This is a genomic window from Pigmentiphaga sp. NML030171, assembly GCF_002188635.1.
Classification (GTDB): domain Bacteria; phylum Pseudomonadota; class Gammaproteobacteria; order Burkholderiales; family Burkholderiaceae_B; genus Pigmentiphaga; species Pigmentiphaga daeguensis.
Window position 1 is genome coordinate 177,661 of record NZ_NINX01000015.1, and the last position, 17,885, is coordinate 195,545.

General features: G+C 69.3%; 8 protein-coding genes and 5 tRNA genes. 1 reads left to right on the forward strand and 12 read right to left on the reverse strand.

The window, feature by feature from the left end; all coding sequences use genetic code 11:
* Positions 1-21: 21 nt before the first annotated feature.
* The 6 genes from CDO46_RS03390 to gltX all read right to left on the reverse strand — a co-directional run bounded on the left by CDO46_RS03390 (position 22) and on the right by gltX (position 2,132).
* Positions 22-97 (reverse strand) — tRNA-Glu (locus CDO46_RS03390).
* A 17-nt stretch (positions 98-114) separates the two neighbouring features.
* Positions 115-190, reverse strand: a tRNA-Ala gene (locus tag CDO46_RS03395).
* Positions 191-376: 186 nt separating this feature from the next.
* A tRNA-Asp gene (locus CDO46_RS03400) sits at positions 377-453 on the reverse strand.
* 37 nt (positions 454-490) lie between these two features.
* Positions 491-566, reverse strand: a tRNA-Glu gene (locus tag CDO46_RS03405).
* A 30-nt stretch (positions 567-596) separates the two neighbouring features.
* Positions 597-672 (reverse strand) — tRNA-Ala (locus CDO46_RS03410).
* 32 nt (positions 673-704) lie between these two features.
* Entirely contained in the window at positions 705-2,132 is a 1,428-nt protein-coding gene (gene gltX / locus CDO46_RS03415; RefSeq protein ID WP_087837153.1) for a glutamate--tRNA ligase, read from the reverse strand.
* Between the two features lie 144 nt (positions 2,133-2,276).
* On the opposite strand from gltX, the gene CDO46_RS03420 reads away from it, so the two are divergent.
* Positions 2,277-5,009, forward strand: coding sequence for a bifunctional acetate--CoA ligase family protein/GNAT family N-acetyltransferase (locus tag CDO46_RS03420; RefSeq protein WP_087837154.1), 2,733 nt, complete (start codon positions 2,277-2,279; stop codon positions 5,007-5,009).
* On the opposite strand, the gene CDO46_RS03425 is transcribed toward CDO46_RS03420, so the two are convergent.
* The 6 genes from CDO46_RS03425 to CDO46_RS03450 form a co-directional block, all read right to left on the reverse strand.
* Positions 5,006-6,238, reverse strand: a complete 1,233-nt coding sequence (locus CDO46_RS03425) for an MFS transporter (RefSeq protein WP_243724399.1) — start codon at positions 6,236-6,238, stop codon at positions 5,006-5,008. The two genes, CDO46_RS03420 and CDO46_RS03425, sit on opposite strands and share 4 nt — an antisense overlap.
* A gap of 179 nt (positions 6,239-6,417) precedes the next feature.
* Positions 6,418-10,146: a DUF748 domain-containing protein gene (locus CDO46_RS03430; protein ID WP_087837155.1), complete on the reverse strand. Its 3,729-nt coding sequence runs from the start codon at positions 10,144-10,146 to the stop codon at positions 6,418-6,420.
* Positions 10,147-10,158: 12 nt separating this feature from the next.
* On the reverse strand, positions 10,159-10,500 hold the full coding sequence (locus CDO46_RS03435) for a TIGR01244 family sulfur transferase (protein ID WP_087837156.1): 342 nt from the start codon (positions 10,498-10,500) through the stop codon (positions 10,159-10,161).
* Positions 10,501-10,675: 175 nt separating this feature from the next.
* Positions 10,676-11,620, reverse strand: a complete 945-nt coding sequence (locus CDO46_RS03440) for an OmpA family protein (protein WP_087837157.1) — start codon at positions 11,618-11,620, stop codon at positions 10,676-10,678.
* Positions 11,621-11,625: 5 nt separating this feature from the next.
* On the reverse strand, positions 11,626-16,632 hold the full coding sequence (locus CDO46_RS03445) for a YadA-like family protein (RefSeq protein WP_140416827.1): 5,007 nt from the start codon (positions 16,630-16,632) through the stop codon (positions 11,626-11,628).
* Between the two features lie 297 nt (positions 16,633-16,929).
* Positions 16,930-17,844: a LysR family transcriptional regulator gene (locus CDO46_RS03450; protein WP_087837159.1), complete on the reverse strand. Its 915-nt coding sequence runs from the start codon at positions 17,842-17,844 to the stop codon at positions 16,930-16,932.
* Between the last annotated feature and the right edge of the window lie 41 nt (positions 17,845-17,885).

The following is a 17,885-nucleotide window of genomic DNA, read 5'->3' on the forward strand; positions in this document are numbered from 1 at the left end:
CTGCTGCCAACCTGTGGCGGTTGGCGTCCCCTAGGGGATTCGAACCCCTGTACTCACCGTGAAAGGGTGATGTCCTAGGCCTCTAGACGAAGGGGACCTGGAACTGCTGTTTCGTGGTGGAGGTAAGCGGGATCGAACCGCTGACCTCTTGCATGCCATGCAAGCGCTCTCCCAGCTGAGCTATACCCCCACGGTTACTGCCATTCAGTTACCGCCATCCATCTGGGTGGATGCCCGCTGAAATGTTTTTCAAGCGGGATCTGGATTATAGCCATATTTCAGCTTGCAAGTCCACGCAGGACCCGCCTGAGACACAGGCGGAGCAGAAAAGCAAAAGCCCTGCTAAACACGGGATTTAGCAGGGCTTTCTGATTCTTGGCGGAGCGGACGGGACTCGAACCCGCGACCCCCGGCGTGACAGGCCGGTATTCTAACCAACTGAACTACCGCTCCGCAGCGGCATATTTTTACTGCTGCCAACCTGTTCGGCTGGCGTCCCCTAGGGGATTCGAACCCCTGTACTCACCGTGAAAGGGTGATGTCCTAGGCCTCTAGACGAAGGGGACCCGGAACTACAGTACTGCTTCTTCCCGGACTGGTGGAGGTAAGCGGGATCGAACCGCTGACCTCTTGCATGCCATGCAAGCGCTCTCCCAGCTGAGCTATACCCCCGTCCTGCGAAGAAGCGAGATTATGCACGGTTTTTAAACCGTGTGCAAGCGGGCCAGCACTTTCTCGCGGCCAAGCAGTGACAGGACCGCATCGATGGCCGGCGTCTGCGCCCGTCCCGTCACGGCTACCCGCAGCGGTATCCCGAGCGCCGGCATCTTGACGCCATGCTTGGCCAGGGTGGCCTTCATCAGCGCCGAGATCTGTTCCCGGGTCCATTCGATCGAGCCGGCCTCTTGCGCGAAGTCGCGCAGGATCGCGCGCGCGGCATCGGTCAGGTGCTGCGCGACCAGGTCCGGCGGCGTGGCCGCGGCATCGAATTCGCCGCAGAACAACATGGCGTCGTCGGCCAGTTGCTCGAGCGTTTCGGCGCGTTCCTTGAGCAGCGCCATGATGGCCGGCAGGTCCACGCCGTCGACCGCCCCGCCCCGCTTGGCGATGCGCGGCGCGACGCGCGCGGCCAGGTCGGCGTCGGCGCTCTGCTTGATGTAGTGGGCGTTGACCCAGTTGAGCTTCTTGGGATCCCACTGCGCCGCGGACTTCGACAGGCTGCGGGTATCGAACCACTCGACCAGTTGTTCGCGCGTGAAGATCTCGTCGTCGCCGTGGCTCCAGCCCAGGCGCGCGAGGTAGTTGATCATGGCTTCCGGCAGATAGCCCTGGTCGTCGTACTGCATGACGCTGACCGCGCCATGGCGCTTGGACAGTTTCTCGCCGTCCGGTCCCAGGATCATGGGCACGTGGCCGTATTCCGGCAGCGTGGCGCCCAGGGCCTTCAGGATGTTGACCTGGCGCGGCGTGTTGTTGACGTGGTCGTCGCCGCGGATGACGTGGGTGATGCCCATGTCCCAGTCGTCCACCACCACGCAGAAGTTGTAGGTGGGCGTGCCATCGGGCCGGGCGATGATGAGGTCGTCCAGTTCGGCGTTGGCGATGGTGATCGGGCCCTTGACCAGGTCGTTCCAGGTGACGTCGCCGTCCAGCGGATTGCGGAAGCGCACCACGGGCTTGCGGCCCTCGGGCACCGGCGGCAGGGTCTTGCCCGGCTCGGGCCGCCACGTGCCATCGTAGCGCGGCTTGCGGCCTTCGGCCCGGGCGCGCTCGCGCATGGCTTCGAGTTCGTCGGGCGAGCAGTAGCAGTAATAGGCCGACCCGGCGGCCAGCATGCCCGCCAGCACCTCGCGATAGCGGTCCATGCGCTGCATCTGGTAGAACGGGCCTTCATCGTGATCGAGCGCCAGCCACGCCATGCCGTCCAGGATGGCTTGCACCGCTTCGGGGGTGGAACGCTCCAGGTCGGTATCCTCGATCCGCAGCACGAAGGTGCCGCCGTGGTGACGCGCGAACGCCCACGAGAACAGCGCCGTGCGCGCGCCGCCCAGGTGCAGAAAGCCCGTGGGCGACGGTGCGAAGCGGGTACGGACCGCGGGGTTGCGGCCGGACGACGAGGAATCGGTGCTCATAGGAAAACGGCTCTCGTGCAGGAGTGAATACTGGGCGCGCGAAGCGCGCCAGGGTCGGCTGACCGGGGTAGTATTGTATTGCAGCAAATCCGTGCGGCCCCGGGCCGCCACGCGCCTGCGCGTCCTCATCCAGAAAGGAGGGCCATGTCCCGGCACGCCCTGTCCCCGCTGTTCGATCCCCACTCGCTGATCGCCATCAGCGACCGGCCGCTGCCGATGATGGCCTCCCTGCCCGCCGCGCTGCGCGCCCGCACCACCGAGCTGCGGCTGGACGAGCGGCGCACCTGCGTCCTGCCCGCCGGGCTGGCCCAGGCGGCCGAGCGGCCCGACCTGGCGGTGGTGTCCGTTCCCCGCGACGCGCTGCGGACCACGCTGGAGACGCTGGCGCCGGCCCGGCCGCGAGCGGTGGCGGTGCTCACCCACGAGCCATCGCTCGAGGACAACGATTTCTGCTGTGCCTGGGCCGCGGCCCACGATTGCATACTGCTGGGGCCGCACAGCTTCGGGCTGCAACGGCCGCACGCCGGCCTCAACGCCAGCGTGCACCCCTCGCTGGGGCGCTCGGGCCGCGTCGCCCTGGTCACGCAATCGCGCTCCATCATGGCGGTCGTGATGGATTGGGCCGATGACAACCGGACCGGCTTCTCGACCGTCGTTTCCCTGGGCAGCGAAGCGGCGCTGGACGTGCCCCGCGTGCTGGATTTCCTGGTGGCCGACGCGCGCACCGATAGCATCGCGCTCTACCTGGAGGACGTGCGCGACGCCCGCGAATTCATGAGTGCGATCCGCGCCGCCGCCAGCGTCAAGCCGGTGGTGGTGCTCAAGGCCGGGCACGGCGGCCGAGAGCGCACTAGCGTGCGGCCCCTGGCCGCCGACGAGTCGGCCTCCGCCGCGCCGCCTCCGGTCCCGTCCGACATGGTCTTCGATGCCGCGCTGCGGCGCGCTGGCGCGGTGCGCGTCCGCTATTTCGTGCAACTGTTCTCGGCGGTGAAGGCGCTGGGCTTCGCCAAGCTGCCCAGCGGCCGGCGCATCGCCGTGCTGGCCAACGGCAGCGGTCCGGCGCAGCTGGCACTCGACCAGTTGGGGCCGGGCCGGCCGGTCATGCGCGCCGAACTGGGCGAAGACACGCGCAGGCAACTGGCTGCCACGCTCAGCGCCAATGCCTGGACCGACAATCCGGTGGTCGAGTTCTCGGCCCCCGATCCCCAGGCCTGCGCGCAGGCCGTGCAGGCCATCGTCGCCGACGCCGGCGTGGACGGCGTGCTGGCCGTGCTGTCGCCCGATCCCGAGGCCGACATGCGCGCGGTGGCGCAGGCCCTGGCCGCCACCGCGCCCAAGGCCTCGAAGCCGGTCATCACCTGCTTCATGGGCGATGCCGCCATGCGGCCGCTGCGCCGCATCCTGGACGACGCCGGCTCGCCCTCGTTCCGCACGCCCGAAGCGGCGGTGGACGCCTTCGGCAACCTGGCCACCTATCACTACAACCAGCAATTGCTGCTGCAGACCCCGCCCCCCGAGCCGCCCGGCCAGGAGCCCGATCTGGCCGGCGCGCGCATCCTGCTCGACGGCGCGCGGCGCGAGGGCCGGCTGACACTGACCGAACCCGAGAGCAAGGCGCTGCTGGCGGCCTTCCACATCCCGGTGGTCCAGGTCCTGCTTGCCCGCACCCCCGCCGAGGCGGTGATCGCCGCGCAGCAGATCGGTTTTCCCGTGGCCATCAAGATCGACTCGCCCGACGTGGTGCGCAAATCGGCGGTCCGGGGCGTGCACCTGGACATCCGCAACAGCACCGAACTCGTCACCGCCTACCAGCGCATGCTGGCGAATGCCCACGCCGCCGCGCCGCAGGCCTACATCGAAGGCATCACGGTGGAGGCCATGGCCGGCCCGCCCGGCTCGGCCAAGGTCTCCATGGGCGTGGCCCGCGACGCGCTGTTCGGACCGGTGATCCGTTTCGGATCCGCGCGCTCGCGCAGCGAAAGCCCCTCCAACCGCAGCCTGGAACTGCCGCCGCTCAACGGCTTCCTGGCGCGCCGCCTGATGGAGCGTTCGCCGGTCTGGCGCTACGCGTTGGCGGGCCAGCTATCGCCGCGCGCACTCGACGCGCTGGAGGACGTGCTGGTCCGCATTTCCGAGATCGTCTGCGCGCTGCCCGATATCGAGACCATAGACATCGACCCGGTCATGATCGACGGCGACCGGGTCGTCGCGGCCGACACCCGCATCACGCTCACGCGCGAGACCGCGGGCGACGCCGACGCGGGCCTGGGCGGCTACGCCCACATGGCCATCCACCCCTACCCCGCCCGCCTGGTCAGGCACCTGCAATTCAAGGACGGCTCGCCCTACACCATCCGCCCCATCCGGCCCGAGGACGCGGCACCGTTGCAGGACTTCACCCGCCAGTTGTCCGAACACACGCGCTACATGCGCTTCATCTCGTTCATGCGCGAGCTCTCGCCGCGGACACTGGCGCGCTACACCCAGGTCGACTACCACCGGGAACTGGCCCTGGTGGCCACGGTCTGGGAAGCCGACCCCGACCACCCCGGCGAACTGCGCGAGGCCATCATCGGCGTGGCGCGTTATCTGCTGAACGCCGACGGCGAAAGCGCCGAATACGCGCTGGTCATCGGCGACGCGTGGCAACGGCGCGGACTGGGCATCCAGCTCATGACGACGCTGGTGGACGCGGCGCGCAGGCAAGGATTGGCCGTCATCGAAGGCTTGGTACTGGGCAACAACCGGCCGATGCTGACGCTGATGGGCCGGCTGGGGTTCCACGTCGACGTGGACCCCGACGACTTCAGCATGCGGCGGGTGTGGCTGCGCCTGAAAGGCGACGGCGCCCCGGCGGGCGACGGTCCGGCGGGCTAGCGCGGACGGGGGCTTTCCTTCCTGGCCAGGCCGGCGACGAAACCCAGCGCGGCCAGGGCAACCAGCGCGGATACGGCAAATCCGGACACCGCACCGTGCGCCAGCAAGCCCGCGCCCAGCGCGGTCCCCAGGGCGATGCCCAGGTAGATGCAGGAGGCGTTCAGCGCGACCACCAGCGGCGCCTCCTGCGGCGCGGCGTTGGTCAGGCGCAGTTGCTGCGGCGGTGTCTGACCCCAGCTGCTCATGCCCCAGACCAGCACGAGCAGCCCCACGGCCACCTCGTGGCCGGCGCCCGCCACGGCCAGCCACGCCATGATTGCGAATGACGCCGCCATGGCCACGTATGCGGTGACCGACACCGGCGTGGGCCCCCAGCGATCGGTCCCGTAACCGGCAAGCAGGTTGCCCAGCACCGCCCCGACGCCGTAGCAGAGCAGCATCGCGCCGATGTGTCCGTCGGCGATCCCCAGGGCCTGCAAGGCGGGCACGCTGTAGGCATACACGATGTAGCAGGCCGTCATGCCCACCACCGTGAGCGGCAGCACCCAGGCCACCGCCGGCCGGCGCAGCACCGCCAGGCGCGCGCGCAGCGACGAACGCGCCTGCCCCGGCAGGGCGGGCATGATCAGCGCCACGCCCACGCAGGCCAACGCCGCCAGCGCGGCCACCATGCCCAGCGCCGTGCGCCAGCCGAACCACTGGCTGACCAGATTGCCCAGCGGCACGCCCAGTGCCGTCGCCACCGTCAACCCGCCCGTGACCAGCGAAAACGCCCGCGCCCGCAGCTCAGGCCGCACCAGCGCCCCACCCGCCGCCGTGGCCGTCGGCGTATAGGCCGCCGCCCCCACCGCCGCCAACGCTCGGCTTGCCAGCAGCGTCCAGATGTCCGGTGCCAGCGCCGAAAGCAGATTGGCCAACGCCAGCACCGCCAGCGCCCCCACCAGCACCCGATTGCGCGACCACGGTGCCGTGACCGTCGCCAGCACCGGCGCCAACAACGCATACGTTCCCGCGAACACCGTGACCGACAGCCCCGTCATGGAATTCGATGCCTGCAACGACTGCGCGATCGAAGGCAGGAACCCCGACACGATGAACGCATCCGTCCCCACCGCGAACGTCCCCAGCGCAAGAATGGCAACCGATCCCAACCCCTGCCCCGGCAAGGCACTGACAGACGAAGAAGCGCTACGCGTCATGATGAAGAACTCGGCAAGAAGCGAGGCCATGCCTCTATTCTGGATATCTTATATCCAGATTAAAAACAAAACAAACCCCAACCGCAGCCAGCGAAGCACAAATGCCACAACCCAAGAAACAGGTACTAGACCCAGGATGCGGTGGATCCGGCTCCGCCGGTCCACCCGCATCGCCCCCTGGGGGGCGCGCGAAGCGCGTAGGGGGGGACCTACCTCAAGCTGAAGTCCACCCCCGTCTGCTTCGCGCCCTCGGCGGGCTTGGCCTCGATCTTGGGCGCGACCACGAAGGCCCGCTCGCCCAGCTTGGCCTCGCGCAGCACGGCCATCACGGCCTGCGCGCGCCGCACGGCCAGTTCGCGCAACTGGTCCGGCCCCACGTTGACGCTGGCTGCCAGCAGCGCCTCCATATCGGGACCGGGCAAGGACTTGGCAAGGCCGATCACGTTGCGCGGCTTGTCGATCTTGGCGGCCTTGTAGGCGCTTTCCAGGTAGCGGGCCCGCTGCGCGGCATCCAGCGGCGGCAGGTCCTTCCCGTCGGCGTCGTCCCCCTTCTTGCGCAGGTCTTCCCGCTGCTGGACGCGGATCAGGGCGTCGACGCCGGCCTTGCGCAGGCCCTCGGTGTCCACGGACGGGTTGGCCCGGCCGGCCACGTCCAGCTTCAACGCCGGACGGTCGTTCAAGGCCTTGACCAGCGTTTCGACGCGTTTGCGCGTATCGTCGTCGAGCACGGCGCGGCCCGGCGCGAAATCGATGTGGGACAGCTCCTCGCCCGAGCCGAAGGCCGAGGCCAGCAGCGAGAACGGCGCCGTCACCGCCCGCACGATCAGGTTGACCAGCGCGCGGAAGATGATGCCGCCCACCGAAAACTGCGGGTCGTCCAGCGATCCGGAGATGGGCAGTTCGATGTCGATTTCGCCCCGGCTGTTCTTGAGCAGCGAGACCGCCAGCAGCACCGGCAGCTTCAGGGCATCGGGGCTGTCGACGCGTTCGCCGAAGGTGAGCTGGTCGAGGAAGATCTTGTTGCTGGCCTGGAGCTTGCCGTCCTGGATCAGGTAGTGCACGTCCATCGACAGCTTGCCGCGTTCGATGGCATAGCCGGCGTACTTGGCGGCATAGGGAGTCAGCGCCGGCAGTTCCACGCCCTTGGCGCTGGCATGGATGTCCGTGTACAGCCGCGGACCGAAGGGGTGGAGCTTGCCCGTGATGTCCACCGGCGCGTCGCCGTCCACCTTGGCCGTCACCTGCACGTCGGCCGGCTGGCTGTCGGCCGAGGATACGGCCGAGATGCTGCCGGCGATGTCGGTCAGGTTGGCGCGGTAATTGGGCTTGACGAAGTTGTCGGTGAAATTGATGTGGCCTCGCGCCAGCTGCACGGCGCCCACCCGGATGTCGCGCGGCATTCCGCCCGCCTCGGGGGCTGCCGCGCCTGTTTCCTTGGCGCCCTGCACCCGCTGTTCCGATGCCGCCGGCTCGCCGGCCTTCGTTGCCGGCCCGGCCGGCTTCTCGTCGGTGATGGAACCGGCCTGTTCGCCCGGCTGGACGATCAGCTGCGACAGGTTCAACCGCCCCTGCTCGCTCAGGATCACCCGTGCGAAGAAATCTTCCAGCGAGATGTCGCCCAGGTCGGCCTTGAGCGTATCGCCCGCGCTGGCCACGTCCAGCCGCTTGAACGCCAGCCGCTTCCATTTCAGGAAATCCGCCGAGTTGAGCTTGTCGATCAAGTCGAGATTGGTGATCTCGGCGGCGCCGGTCCAGGCCGCGCGCTGCGGCTGCCTGCCGGTGGCGGCCGCGAACTCCAGCCTGCCGTTGGCGCCGGCCACGACGCTCTTGACGGTGGCGTTGAGCCGCTCCGCCAGGTAGGGGGCGAGCGCGGTCAGGTCCAGCCGGTCGGCGCGCACCTGGGCCTTGACCGAAAGCGGCTCGGGCACGACCGTGCCCTTGATGTCGGCGGTGCCGCGCCCCTGGACGGACGAGCGCAGCGAGAAATCGACGGGCGCCCGCAGGTCCGACCCGAGGTTGCGCGCCTCCATCTGCAAGCCGTCCAGCCTCAGCGCCACGCGGGGCGACACGGACTCGTCGGTCAGCCTGAGTGAGCTCTTGGCGACCGACAGTGTGCCCGCGCTCACCTTCCACGCGGCCTGGCCATGGCCAGCGGGGGCCGGGGTCGGCTTGCCGGCGGGTCGGGTCCGGGGCGCGGCCGGAATGGCGATATCCGCCCAGCTCACGGCCGACGAGGCCGAGCGGGTGGCCGCCAATGCCAGGCCGTCGATGGCGATGCGTTCGATCCGTGCCATACGCCCCGCCAGGTCGCCAGCCAGCCCGCCCACCTCCAGCGACTCCAGTTTCAGGCTGGATGCCTTGTCCGAGACCGGTGCCGCGGCCAGCTTGCGCAGCGCGACGCTGCCATCGCTCCAGCGCACCGCCAGGGATTCGCCCTGCTCCACGTGCAGCCTGGCTGCCGCGCCCAGCGAGCCATCGTCGATGCGCAGCGCCAGGTACGGCTTCCACAGCGGCGCCAGCGCAGGCAGCGCCAGCGAATCCAGCTTGAGGTCGAGGTCCGCCGACAAAGGCTGGAGGCGGACCGGGCCGCTGACGTCCAGGCGGCCCGCCTCGCCCACGCGCGCGGCCACGGTCAAGGGCACGGCCTGGTCCTGCGCCGCGGGCAGGTTCAGATCGCGCAGCTCCGCCGCGAACTCCGAGATGCGGTAATCGAAGCGATCCTGCTCATCGTGCCAGGCGAGTTCGCCGTCCTGCAGCGCCACGGTTCCCACCGACACATGCCAAGCATCGGCCTGTGCGGGCGCGGGCGCGGAAGAAGGCGCCGGGGCCGGGCTGGCGGACGGCGACGGCGCGGCCGGCGCCGCGGGCGCAGGCGCAGCGGGCTGCTGGAAACGGCCAGCCACCTCGGCCAGGTTCACGCGCCCGTCGGCCGAGCGGCTGGCATGGATCGAGGGGCCGGCCAGGACGATGCGCTCGGCCTGGAACCGGCGCGCCAGCGGCTCCAATGCGAACTTCTCGAGCGCCAGGCTCTTGAACGCCAGCAGCGCGGCATCGCCCTGGTCGCGCACGTCCACCTCGCGCACCGTGGCATTGCCTTCCAGGCGGACCTTGGGCGCCGCCGAGCCGCCTTCCTCGAACACCAGCTGGGCATCGCTGTCGAGCCGGGCGTGCTTGAGCACCACCGGCATCGCGCCCGGCACGGCATCGGCCAGCGCATCCAGCCCCAGGTCGTCGATCTTGAGATGCAGCGAGGACGTACGCGGCGTATCGAAGGGCCGCGCGGTGCCCTCCAGGTTGAGCGGACTGCCGTTGACCAGCGCCGACAGCCTGGGTTGCACGTCGATGTCGGTGGCATAGGCCAGCGTGGACAGGAAGGGAATGCCCACCTGCAGGTCGCGCACGGTGTGCTGGCGGCCCGTGACCTTGTCGTCGACAGTGATCTCGCCGCCGTCCAGCTTGACGTTGTTCAGCGAAAACCGGGGCGGCGGCCCGTCTTCCGAGGGCTTGGCGGCCAGGCGGTCGAGCATGTCGCTGATGTTGAAGCGTTGCGGCCCCTCGCGGACCAGCGAGACGCGCGGCGCGGTGATCGTCAGCCCGTCCACCACCGGCGCGAGCCGGAACAGCGACGAAACCGAGGCATTGACCTCGACCTGCTCCACCGAGAAATCCGGATGGGTGCCCGCCTGGTCGAGAATGGCGAAGTCATGGACGCGCAGGCGCAGCTTGAAAGGATTGAACGACACCTCGCCCACGCGTGCCGTACGCCCCAGCACCTCCGGCACCTGGGCCAGCGCCACGCTGCGGACCAGCCGGGGAATGCCCCAGGCGGTCAGGGCCAGGAACAGCAGCCACAGGACCAGCAGGGCAATGAGAATACGAACCAGCGGCTTGCGCCGCCGCCTGATGCCGTCGACCGTCCCCCCCAGCGTGAAAGCCACGTCGCGATCCGGTCAGAGGGAATTGCTGGCCGACATGAACAGCTTGGTCGATCGCGCTCCGCTGCGGCAGAAGGCCAGGACCGGCCCCGGCAGGGTCTTGAGCAGGGAAGCGAAGGTGGAAACGTCGCCGGGCTGGATGTTCGCGCCGTTGACCGGCTGGTGGACGTAGTTCAACCCCGCCGCCTGCGCCGCGGCCTGCATCTGCTCGCTGGAGGGCTGGGCCGGCCCACCTTCGAAATCGGGCCGGTTGTTGATGACGCTCTTGAAACCGGCCGCCGCGACGGCGGCCATGTCTTCCGGGGCCAGTTGGGGGGCCACGGCGAAGTTTTCGGTAAGGGAAGTGAATGCGGACATGCGAGTCTCCGGAAGGATCCCCCCGCGCGCCGCGCGCGCTCCGGAAGCGCCTTGCGGGCCGCGCGTTGCGGGGGATCGATAAGGGGTAATCCTAACTCGGAGACGTCCGCCAGACAAACGAAACGCGCAGAATACGTCGAGGTTCCGCGCCGCCCGCGGGGCGGCGCGGACGGCCTCACGAAGAGCCGGCCTTGCCCTGGATCTCGATGACGACCCGGCGGTTCGGCGCCAGGCAGGCGATCAGCTCGCTGCGGTTGCGCTGGTCGCACTGCACCACCGGCTCGCGCGAGCCCCGGCCGTCCGAACTGATCAGGTTGGACGGCACGCCGGAATTGACCAGGTAGGCCACCACCGTGGCGGCCCGCTGCCGGGACAGCCTGTCGTTGTAGCTGGCGCTGCCCAGCCGGTCGGCATGGCCGATCACCCGTACCCGTTCGACGTCCACGCTGCGCAGTTCCTTGCCGATCTCGTCCAGGCGGCGGCGCCCTTCGGGCGAGATGCTGGCCAGATCGGACCGGTCGAAGGCGAACAGCGCGTCGGCGCCCAGCGTGATCTGCCTGGGGGGCGGCTTGACCGGCGCGGGCGCGGGCGGAGGCGGCGGAGGCGGCGGAGCGGCCACCGGGCGCGGGAACACGAAGTCCGCGCACTCGCGCCGGTTCCAATTGCCGGCCTCGGTCTGCATGTCCTTGTTGAAGCGCAACTGGTACTGGCAGGTGATGAACTCGTTGCCGTTGCCGGTACGGAAATTGAAGATGTAGTTCCAGGTGCGCACGCCGAACACGCCCTCGCTGAAGTGCGGCGGGCCGAGTAGGTCGTAGACCTGGGGCTTGGTCATGCCCGGGATCATCTGCCTGAGATTGTCCAGGTTGACGAAGGTGCCTTCCTTGAGCGAGGCGGACTCGCGGGCCGGAAACTCCACCGCGGGCGGGCTGGCCCCGTTCGCCGCGGCCGGCGCGGACGGCGACGCCGGGGCCTTCGAACTGCGGAACATCGAGCAGCCGCTCATCACGGCCACCGAAGCCACGCATGCGGTCAGCAGCGCGAGGCGCCTGCCGGCCAGGCCGGCGCGGCGGGCATGGGGGTTGTTTTCTTGCATCCTGGCCTCCGATGATTCGTTCATGCGCGCTACCACTGGTAACCCGCGCCGATGACGGCGCCCACCTTGCCCTGGGAATTGACGTTGCCGGCGATCTTGTAGACCCAGCGGCCATTCTCCGAGATGGTGGACAGCCCCACGGCGATGGCGGACTGGCCGAGATAATGGCTGGCGGCCGCCGAGGCCATGCTGCGCCCCGGGGTATACGCCTGGGGCAGGCCCGCCACCGCCATGGCCGAGGCCGCGCCGGCATTGGCGTTGCGCTCGACCCTGCGTAGGTCGTCGCGCACGCTGCTGATGCTGCTCGTGAAGTCCGACGTGGCGCTGCGCAACTGCCGCAGGTTGACGGCGTCCGTGTCGGCGGTGCCGTCGCCCACGTTGGCGATCTGCCGCTCCTGGCCCGCCGCGCCCACCGACACCACGTTGGGCCGGTCCGCCACCGAGTTCGTGCCCAGGGCGACGCTGTTGGCGCCGCTGGCCTGCGCGCCGGTGCCCAGCGCCATGCTGTTGGCCACCGTGGCCTGGGCGTTGTTGCCCAGCGCGACGGTATTGCTTTGCGTGGCGTTGGCCTGGTTGCCGATCGCCACCGAGTTGGTGGCCGCCGCGCCCGTCTGCGCGCCATTGCCCATGGCCATGCTGCCGCTGCCCTCGGCCTTGGCGCCGGTACCGAAGGCGGAGGCATTGGCTCCCGAGGCAAGGGCGGAGTTGCCCACCACCGTCGAATTGACCCCAAGCGCCTGGGCGGAGTTGCCGACCGCGGTCGAGTTCTCGCCCTTGGCGATCGACGCGTTGCCCAGCGCCGTCGCCGCGGCGCCCTCGGCCATCGCGCCGGCACCGCCGGCCACCGAGTCCTTGCCCGTGGGCTTGGGTTTGGCGCGGGCAAGCGAGTTCTCGATCTGGAACATGCCGTCCTTGCCTTCCTGGATGTTGGTGATGTCTCCCGACACCTCCTTCAACTGGGCGTAGTTGACGGCATCCGTGTCCTGCGTGCCGCGCGCGACATTGGTGATCTGGCGTTCCTTGCCGGCGGCGCCTACCGATACGGTGTTGTCGCGATCGGCGACCGAGCCGGCGCCGAGCGCCACGCTGTTCTTGGCCGACGCATCGGCATTGGCGCCGATCGCGGTCGAGCTCTCGCCCGTCGCCTTGGATCCGGTCCCCATGGCCGTCGAGTTCGCGCCGCTGGCCGTCGCGCCCGAGCCCATCGCCGTCGCCTGGGCGCCCGTGGCGGTCGCTCCGGAGCCCACCGCCGTCGAGGCCGTGCCCGAAGCGGCGGACGCCCCGCCGACGGCCACGCTGTTGTCGGCGGAAGTCGTGGCGCCATTGCCCATCGCGACGCTGTTGGCACCGCCCGACACGGCCGCCGGACCGGCTGCGACACTGTTGGTGCCGGTGGCCTGCGCCCCGGCCAGCGTGGAATTGGCCTTGAAGTACTTGGTGTCCGAATCGATGTCGTTGATGCGCTTGTACAGGCTGAGGTTGCTCATGATGTTGGTCTCATCCTGAGTCCAGCCCCACAGCTGCGAACCATTGATCGCGTCCGTGCTGGAGGACGTCACCGCGCCCCGGCCCACGTTCGAGATCACCGTCGACGTACCCCCGGCGTTCAGGGTGATCTTCGACTTGGTGTCGTCGTCGTACTTCACCGCCAGCTTGTCCATTTCGCCGATGCGGCCGTCCACGGCCTTCAGCTGCGCGATGTTGGCGGCATCGGTATCGGCGCTGCCCGCCGACACGTTGGTGATGCGGCGCGTCGCACCGGCGCTGCCCACCGACACTTCGCCCGCCGACGACTGGCGCGCGGTCAGCGCATACGCGACGTAGTCGCTCTGCGCGCCCACGGTCGTGGTCGAGCCCGCGCCCAGGGCCACGCTGTTGGCCATGCTGGCATTGGCACCGTTGCCCAGCGCCACGGCGTTGGCGGCCGACGCCACCGACGCGCCCCCCGCCGCCACGCTGTCCGTGCCGCTGGCCGAGGCCGCCGCCAGGGTCGAATTGGCCTTGAAGTACTTGGTGCCGTTGTTGTCGATGTTGGTGACGCGGTTGTCCACGTTGGTGACGTTGGTGTTGGTCTCGTTCAACTGCGAGCCGTTCACCGCGTCGGTGCTGGTGGCGCTGACTTCGCCGGCCTTGACGTTGGTCACCACCGTTCCCGTGCCGCCGGCGTTCAGGGTGATCCTGGTCTTGGTGTCGTCGTCGTACTTCACCGCCAGCTTGTCCACTTCGCCGATGCGGCCGTCCACGGCCTTCAACTGGGCGACGTTGGCGGCGTCGGAATCGGCGCTGCCCGCCGACACGTTGGTGATGCGGCGCGTCGCACCGGCGCTGCCCACCGACACTTCACCCGCCGACGACTGGCGCGCGGTCAGCGCATACGCGGCGTAGTCGCTCTGCGCGCCCACGGCCGTGGTCGAACCCGCGCCCAGGGCCACGCTGTTGGCCATGCTGGCGTTGGCGCCGTTGCCCAGCGCCACGGCGTTGGCCGCGGAGGCCACCGACGCGCCGCCCGCCGACACGCTGTCCGTGCCGGTGGCCGAGGCCGCCGCCAGGGTCGAATTGGCCTTGAAATACTTGGTGCCGTTGTTGTCGATGTTGGTGACGCGGTTGTCCACGTTGGTGACGTTGGTGTTGGTCTCGTGCAGTTGCGAACCGTTCACCGCGTCGGTGCTGGTGGCACTGACATCGCCGGCCTTGACGTTGGTCACCAGGGTGCCGCCGGCGCCGCCCAGCGTCGCCTTGGTCTTGGTGTCGTCGTCGTATTTCATCGCCAGCTTGTCCACCTCGCTGATGCGGCCGTCGACAGCCTTCAACTGGGCGACGTTGGTGGCATCGGTGTCGGCGCTGCCCGCCGACACGTTGGTGATGCGGCGCGTCGCGCCGGCGCTGCCCACCGACACTTCACCCGCCGACGACTGGCGCGCGGTCAGCGCGAAAGCCGCGTAGTCGCTCTGCGCGCCCACCGTGGTGGTCGAGCCCGCGCCCAGCGCGATGCTGTTGGCCATGCTGGCATTGGCGCCGTTGCCCAGCGCCACGGCGTTGGCGGCCGACGCCACCGACGCGCCGCCCGCCGCCACGCTGTCCGTGCCAGTGGCCGAGGCCGCCGCCAGGGTCGAGTTGGCCTTGAAGTACTTGGTGCCGCCGTTATCGATGTTGGTGACGCGGTTGTCCACGTTGGTGACGTTGGTGTTGGTCTCGTTCAACTGCGAGCCGTTCACCGCGTCGGTGCTGGTGGCGCTGACTTCGCCGGCCTTGACGTTGGTCACCACCGTGCCGCCCGCTCCGGCCAGCGTCACCTTGCCACGCGTGGCATCGTCGTACTTGACCGAATTGGCGTCGATGCCGTCGATCTGGTCGGCCACCGCCTTGAGCTGGCGCACGTTGACGGCATCGGTATCCGCCGTGCCGCCCGCGACGTTGATGATCTGGCGCTCGTTGCCCGCGGAGCCCACGGACACCGCGCCGCGCACCGGCACCGCGACGTTCGAGAACACTTCCCTGCCGCCGCCCTCGCGGTCGGAAACGGACTGGAAGCCCAGCGCGACGCCGCCCGCCACGGTCGACGATGCGCTGGCACCGACGATGGTCTGGCCATTGGCATTGCCGTAGGTGCTGTCGCCGATCAGGACCGAGTGGCCCTTGCGCGCCGCGTAGTTGGTGTCGGGCACGCCCGGCATGTTGGGATCGGTGAAGATCGTCCCGGCATCCTCGTTGGGCAGGATGTGCTTGGCGTTGGTGCCGATCACGACTTCCTGCGAACCGTTGGCCGAAGCGCCGTCGCCGATCAGCACCTGGTTGTTCTGCGCCGCGGGAATGTCCCAGCAGGTGGCGCCGGCCAGGCCCAGGACGTTCAGGCAGTTGTTCCTGTCCACCCAGGACGGCGGCTGCGTGCCCGGCAGCAGCAGACCGTTGTTGTAGGTCAGGCCGGAATTGATGTTGGTGATGTAGTTGCCCGAGGTCACGCCGCCCAGCAGCGTGAGCTTCTGCTCCGGCAGCGGGCCCCCCAGCGTGCCTTGCAGCGTACCCGTCACCGGTGCCAGGTCCAGGATGGGGATGCCCAGCACGTTGACCACGCTGAAGCGCGCGTTGATGTTTTCGCGGTTCACGCTCAGCGCGCCGGAACGCATCCACGCTTCCTTCTGGCCGAACAGGCTCATCGTCAATGGCTGCAGGCCCTGCCCGACGCCGCCCAGCAGGCCGGCCGTGCCGATCACCAGGCCGGTGGGCGCGGGCGGATTGAGCGGCGGCGGCTCCGAGCCCGACGAGGCGGCGACCGCCATGGTCTGGCGGTTGGAACTGCTGGGGAAGAGCGACCCTCCCGTGGGCAGGATACCCAGCGTGCCGTTGCCGCTCAGCGGCGACATGGGCGAGGCGGGCACGCTGTTGGACAACGTGGCGACCGATCCCAGCGACGCCGCCGAAGCGACCGCGTCATCGGCGGGCACGGCGGCATTCCGGCTCTTGTCCACCGGCGCGGAAGCCAGCACCTCGGCGAGCTTGGCGGGAACCGACTCGACCGCCTTGCCGGCCTTGCCCGGCAGCGCCGAGCCGACCTTCTTCGTCACCGCGGCCGGCGCGGCGGCGATGGCCTGGACCGCGGCGGGAACCGGGGTGGCGGCCAGCACCTCGCCGACCACGGGCAGCGACGGCACGGCCTCGGCGATGGGTATCTGCTGCAATGCCGAGGCAGGCGGCAGGATGGGCGCGCCGATGCCGGCCAGGGCCGCCGCCGTCTGCGAGACGCCCTGCTGCACGGCCGACGCCACGGGGGCAACGCTGGGCGCCGCATTGGTCGTGGCCTGAAGCAATTGGCTCATCACGCCCACCGCGGCGCCATCGGTCAGCCGCGCGTTCGACAGGCCGGGCACGCCATGCATGCCGTCGGCCGCCGCCGGCGCCGCCCATGCCCCGGCCATCAGCGCCACGGCAAGCGCGCCGGCCTTGCTGGCGCCACCCTTACCCCTGGCACGCGCGGTTTCGGCAACCGCCACCCAACATCCGAGCCGCTGGCTCCACACGGTGCGATAGGTCTTGTTCAATTTCAGCCCCCACGGATAGGTATCCCAACAGAGCCGCGATCCGCCGGATGGCGAATCGACCACTGCTGGAAAACACGTTTGCGGGAGCTTCGAGCAAAAGCTATGCCATCGGCCTGGACGCCTCGCGGCGCAAGCCCGCGCGAACTCCGGAACGAGGGCGCACGATGCGGCGAAAACGTTGAAAACAAACGGGATATCGGCAAACCGAAGATGTTCCTCCGGTGCGATAGTCACACCGATTCCCGGGCCCGCCGCGGGGCGGCGGAGCCAAAACGTTACGTACCATACGCAGGGGCGTTACGTAACGCGCGGGGGACGGGAACGCCCCGCGACGGCCTCGCGCGCCACCTCGATGAAGGCCGCCGCCGCGGCCGAGGGCGAGCGGAAGCGATCGCGGATCAAGGCGATTTCCGAGCGGACCACGGGGTCGCGCAACGGCCTGGCCACCGAGTTGCCGTCGCCGGGGACCAGCGCGCCGTACGGCGGCATGATGGCGGCCCCGAACCCGGCCTCGACCAGGCTGATGACCGTGCTCAACTGGACGACCTCGACGGCGATCCGGGGCTGCAGGTCCAGGCGAGCGAAGCAGCCGTCCAGGAATTGCCGGAAGGAATTCTCCGGGGTCAGCGCCACCAGCGGCGTCTCCGCCAGATCCGTCCATTTCAGCTGGCGGCGGCGCGCCAGCGGATGGACGCGGGGCAGCAGCGCCACCAGCGGCCCTTCCAGCAGGGGCTCGGTCAGGTATTCGTCGCGATCGGCCGGCAGCATGCCTATGCCCAGGTCGATGTCGGCCGAGGCGATGCCCGCGGGAATGGCCTCGGAAGGAATGTCGCGCAGGGTCAGCGCGATGTGGGGATAAGCGCTGCGGAACCGGGCGGCGATGCCCACCAGCAGGCGCGACATCAATAGCGGGGGCGCGGCCACCGTCACGTGGCCGTGCTGGCGCGAGGCCAGCCCCTTGACGTTGCCGACGGCGGCGGAGAGATCGGCCAGCAGGCGCGCCGCCGGCCCGCGGAACTCGCGCCCGGCGTCGGTCAGGCTGACCTGGCGCGTACTGCGGTCGAACAGGCGGCACTCCAGGCTCTGTTCCAGTTCACGGATCAGGATGCTCAGGCCCGACTGGGAAATATGGATGCGCTGGGCCGCCTTGCTGAAGTTGCCTTCGTTGCACACCGCGACGAAGGCCTCGAGTTGGCGCAGGGAAATCGACATCGTGCGGGCCCGCCGGCAAAGTATTGGAAATCACTATGAAT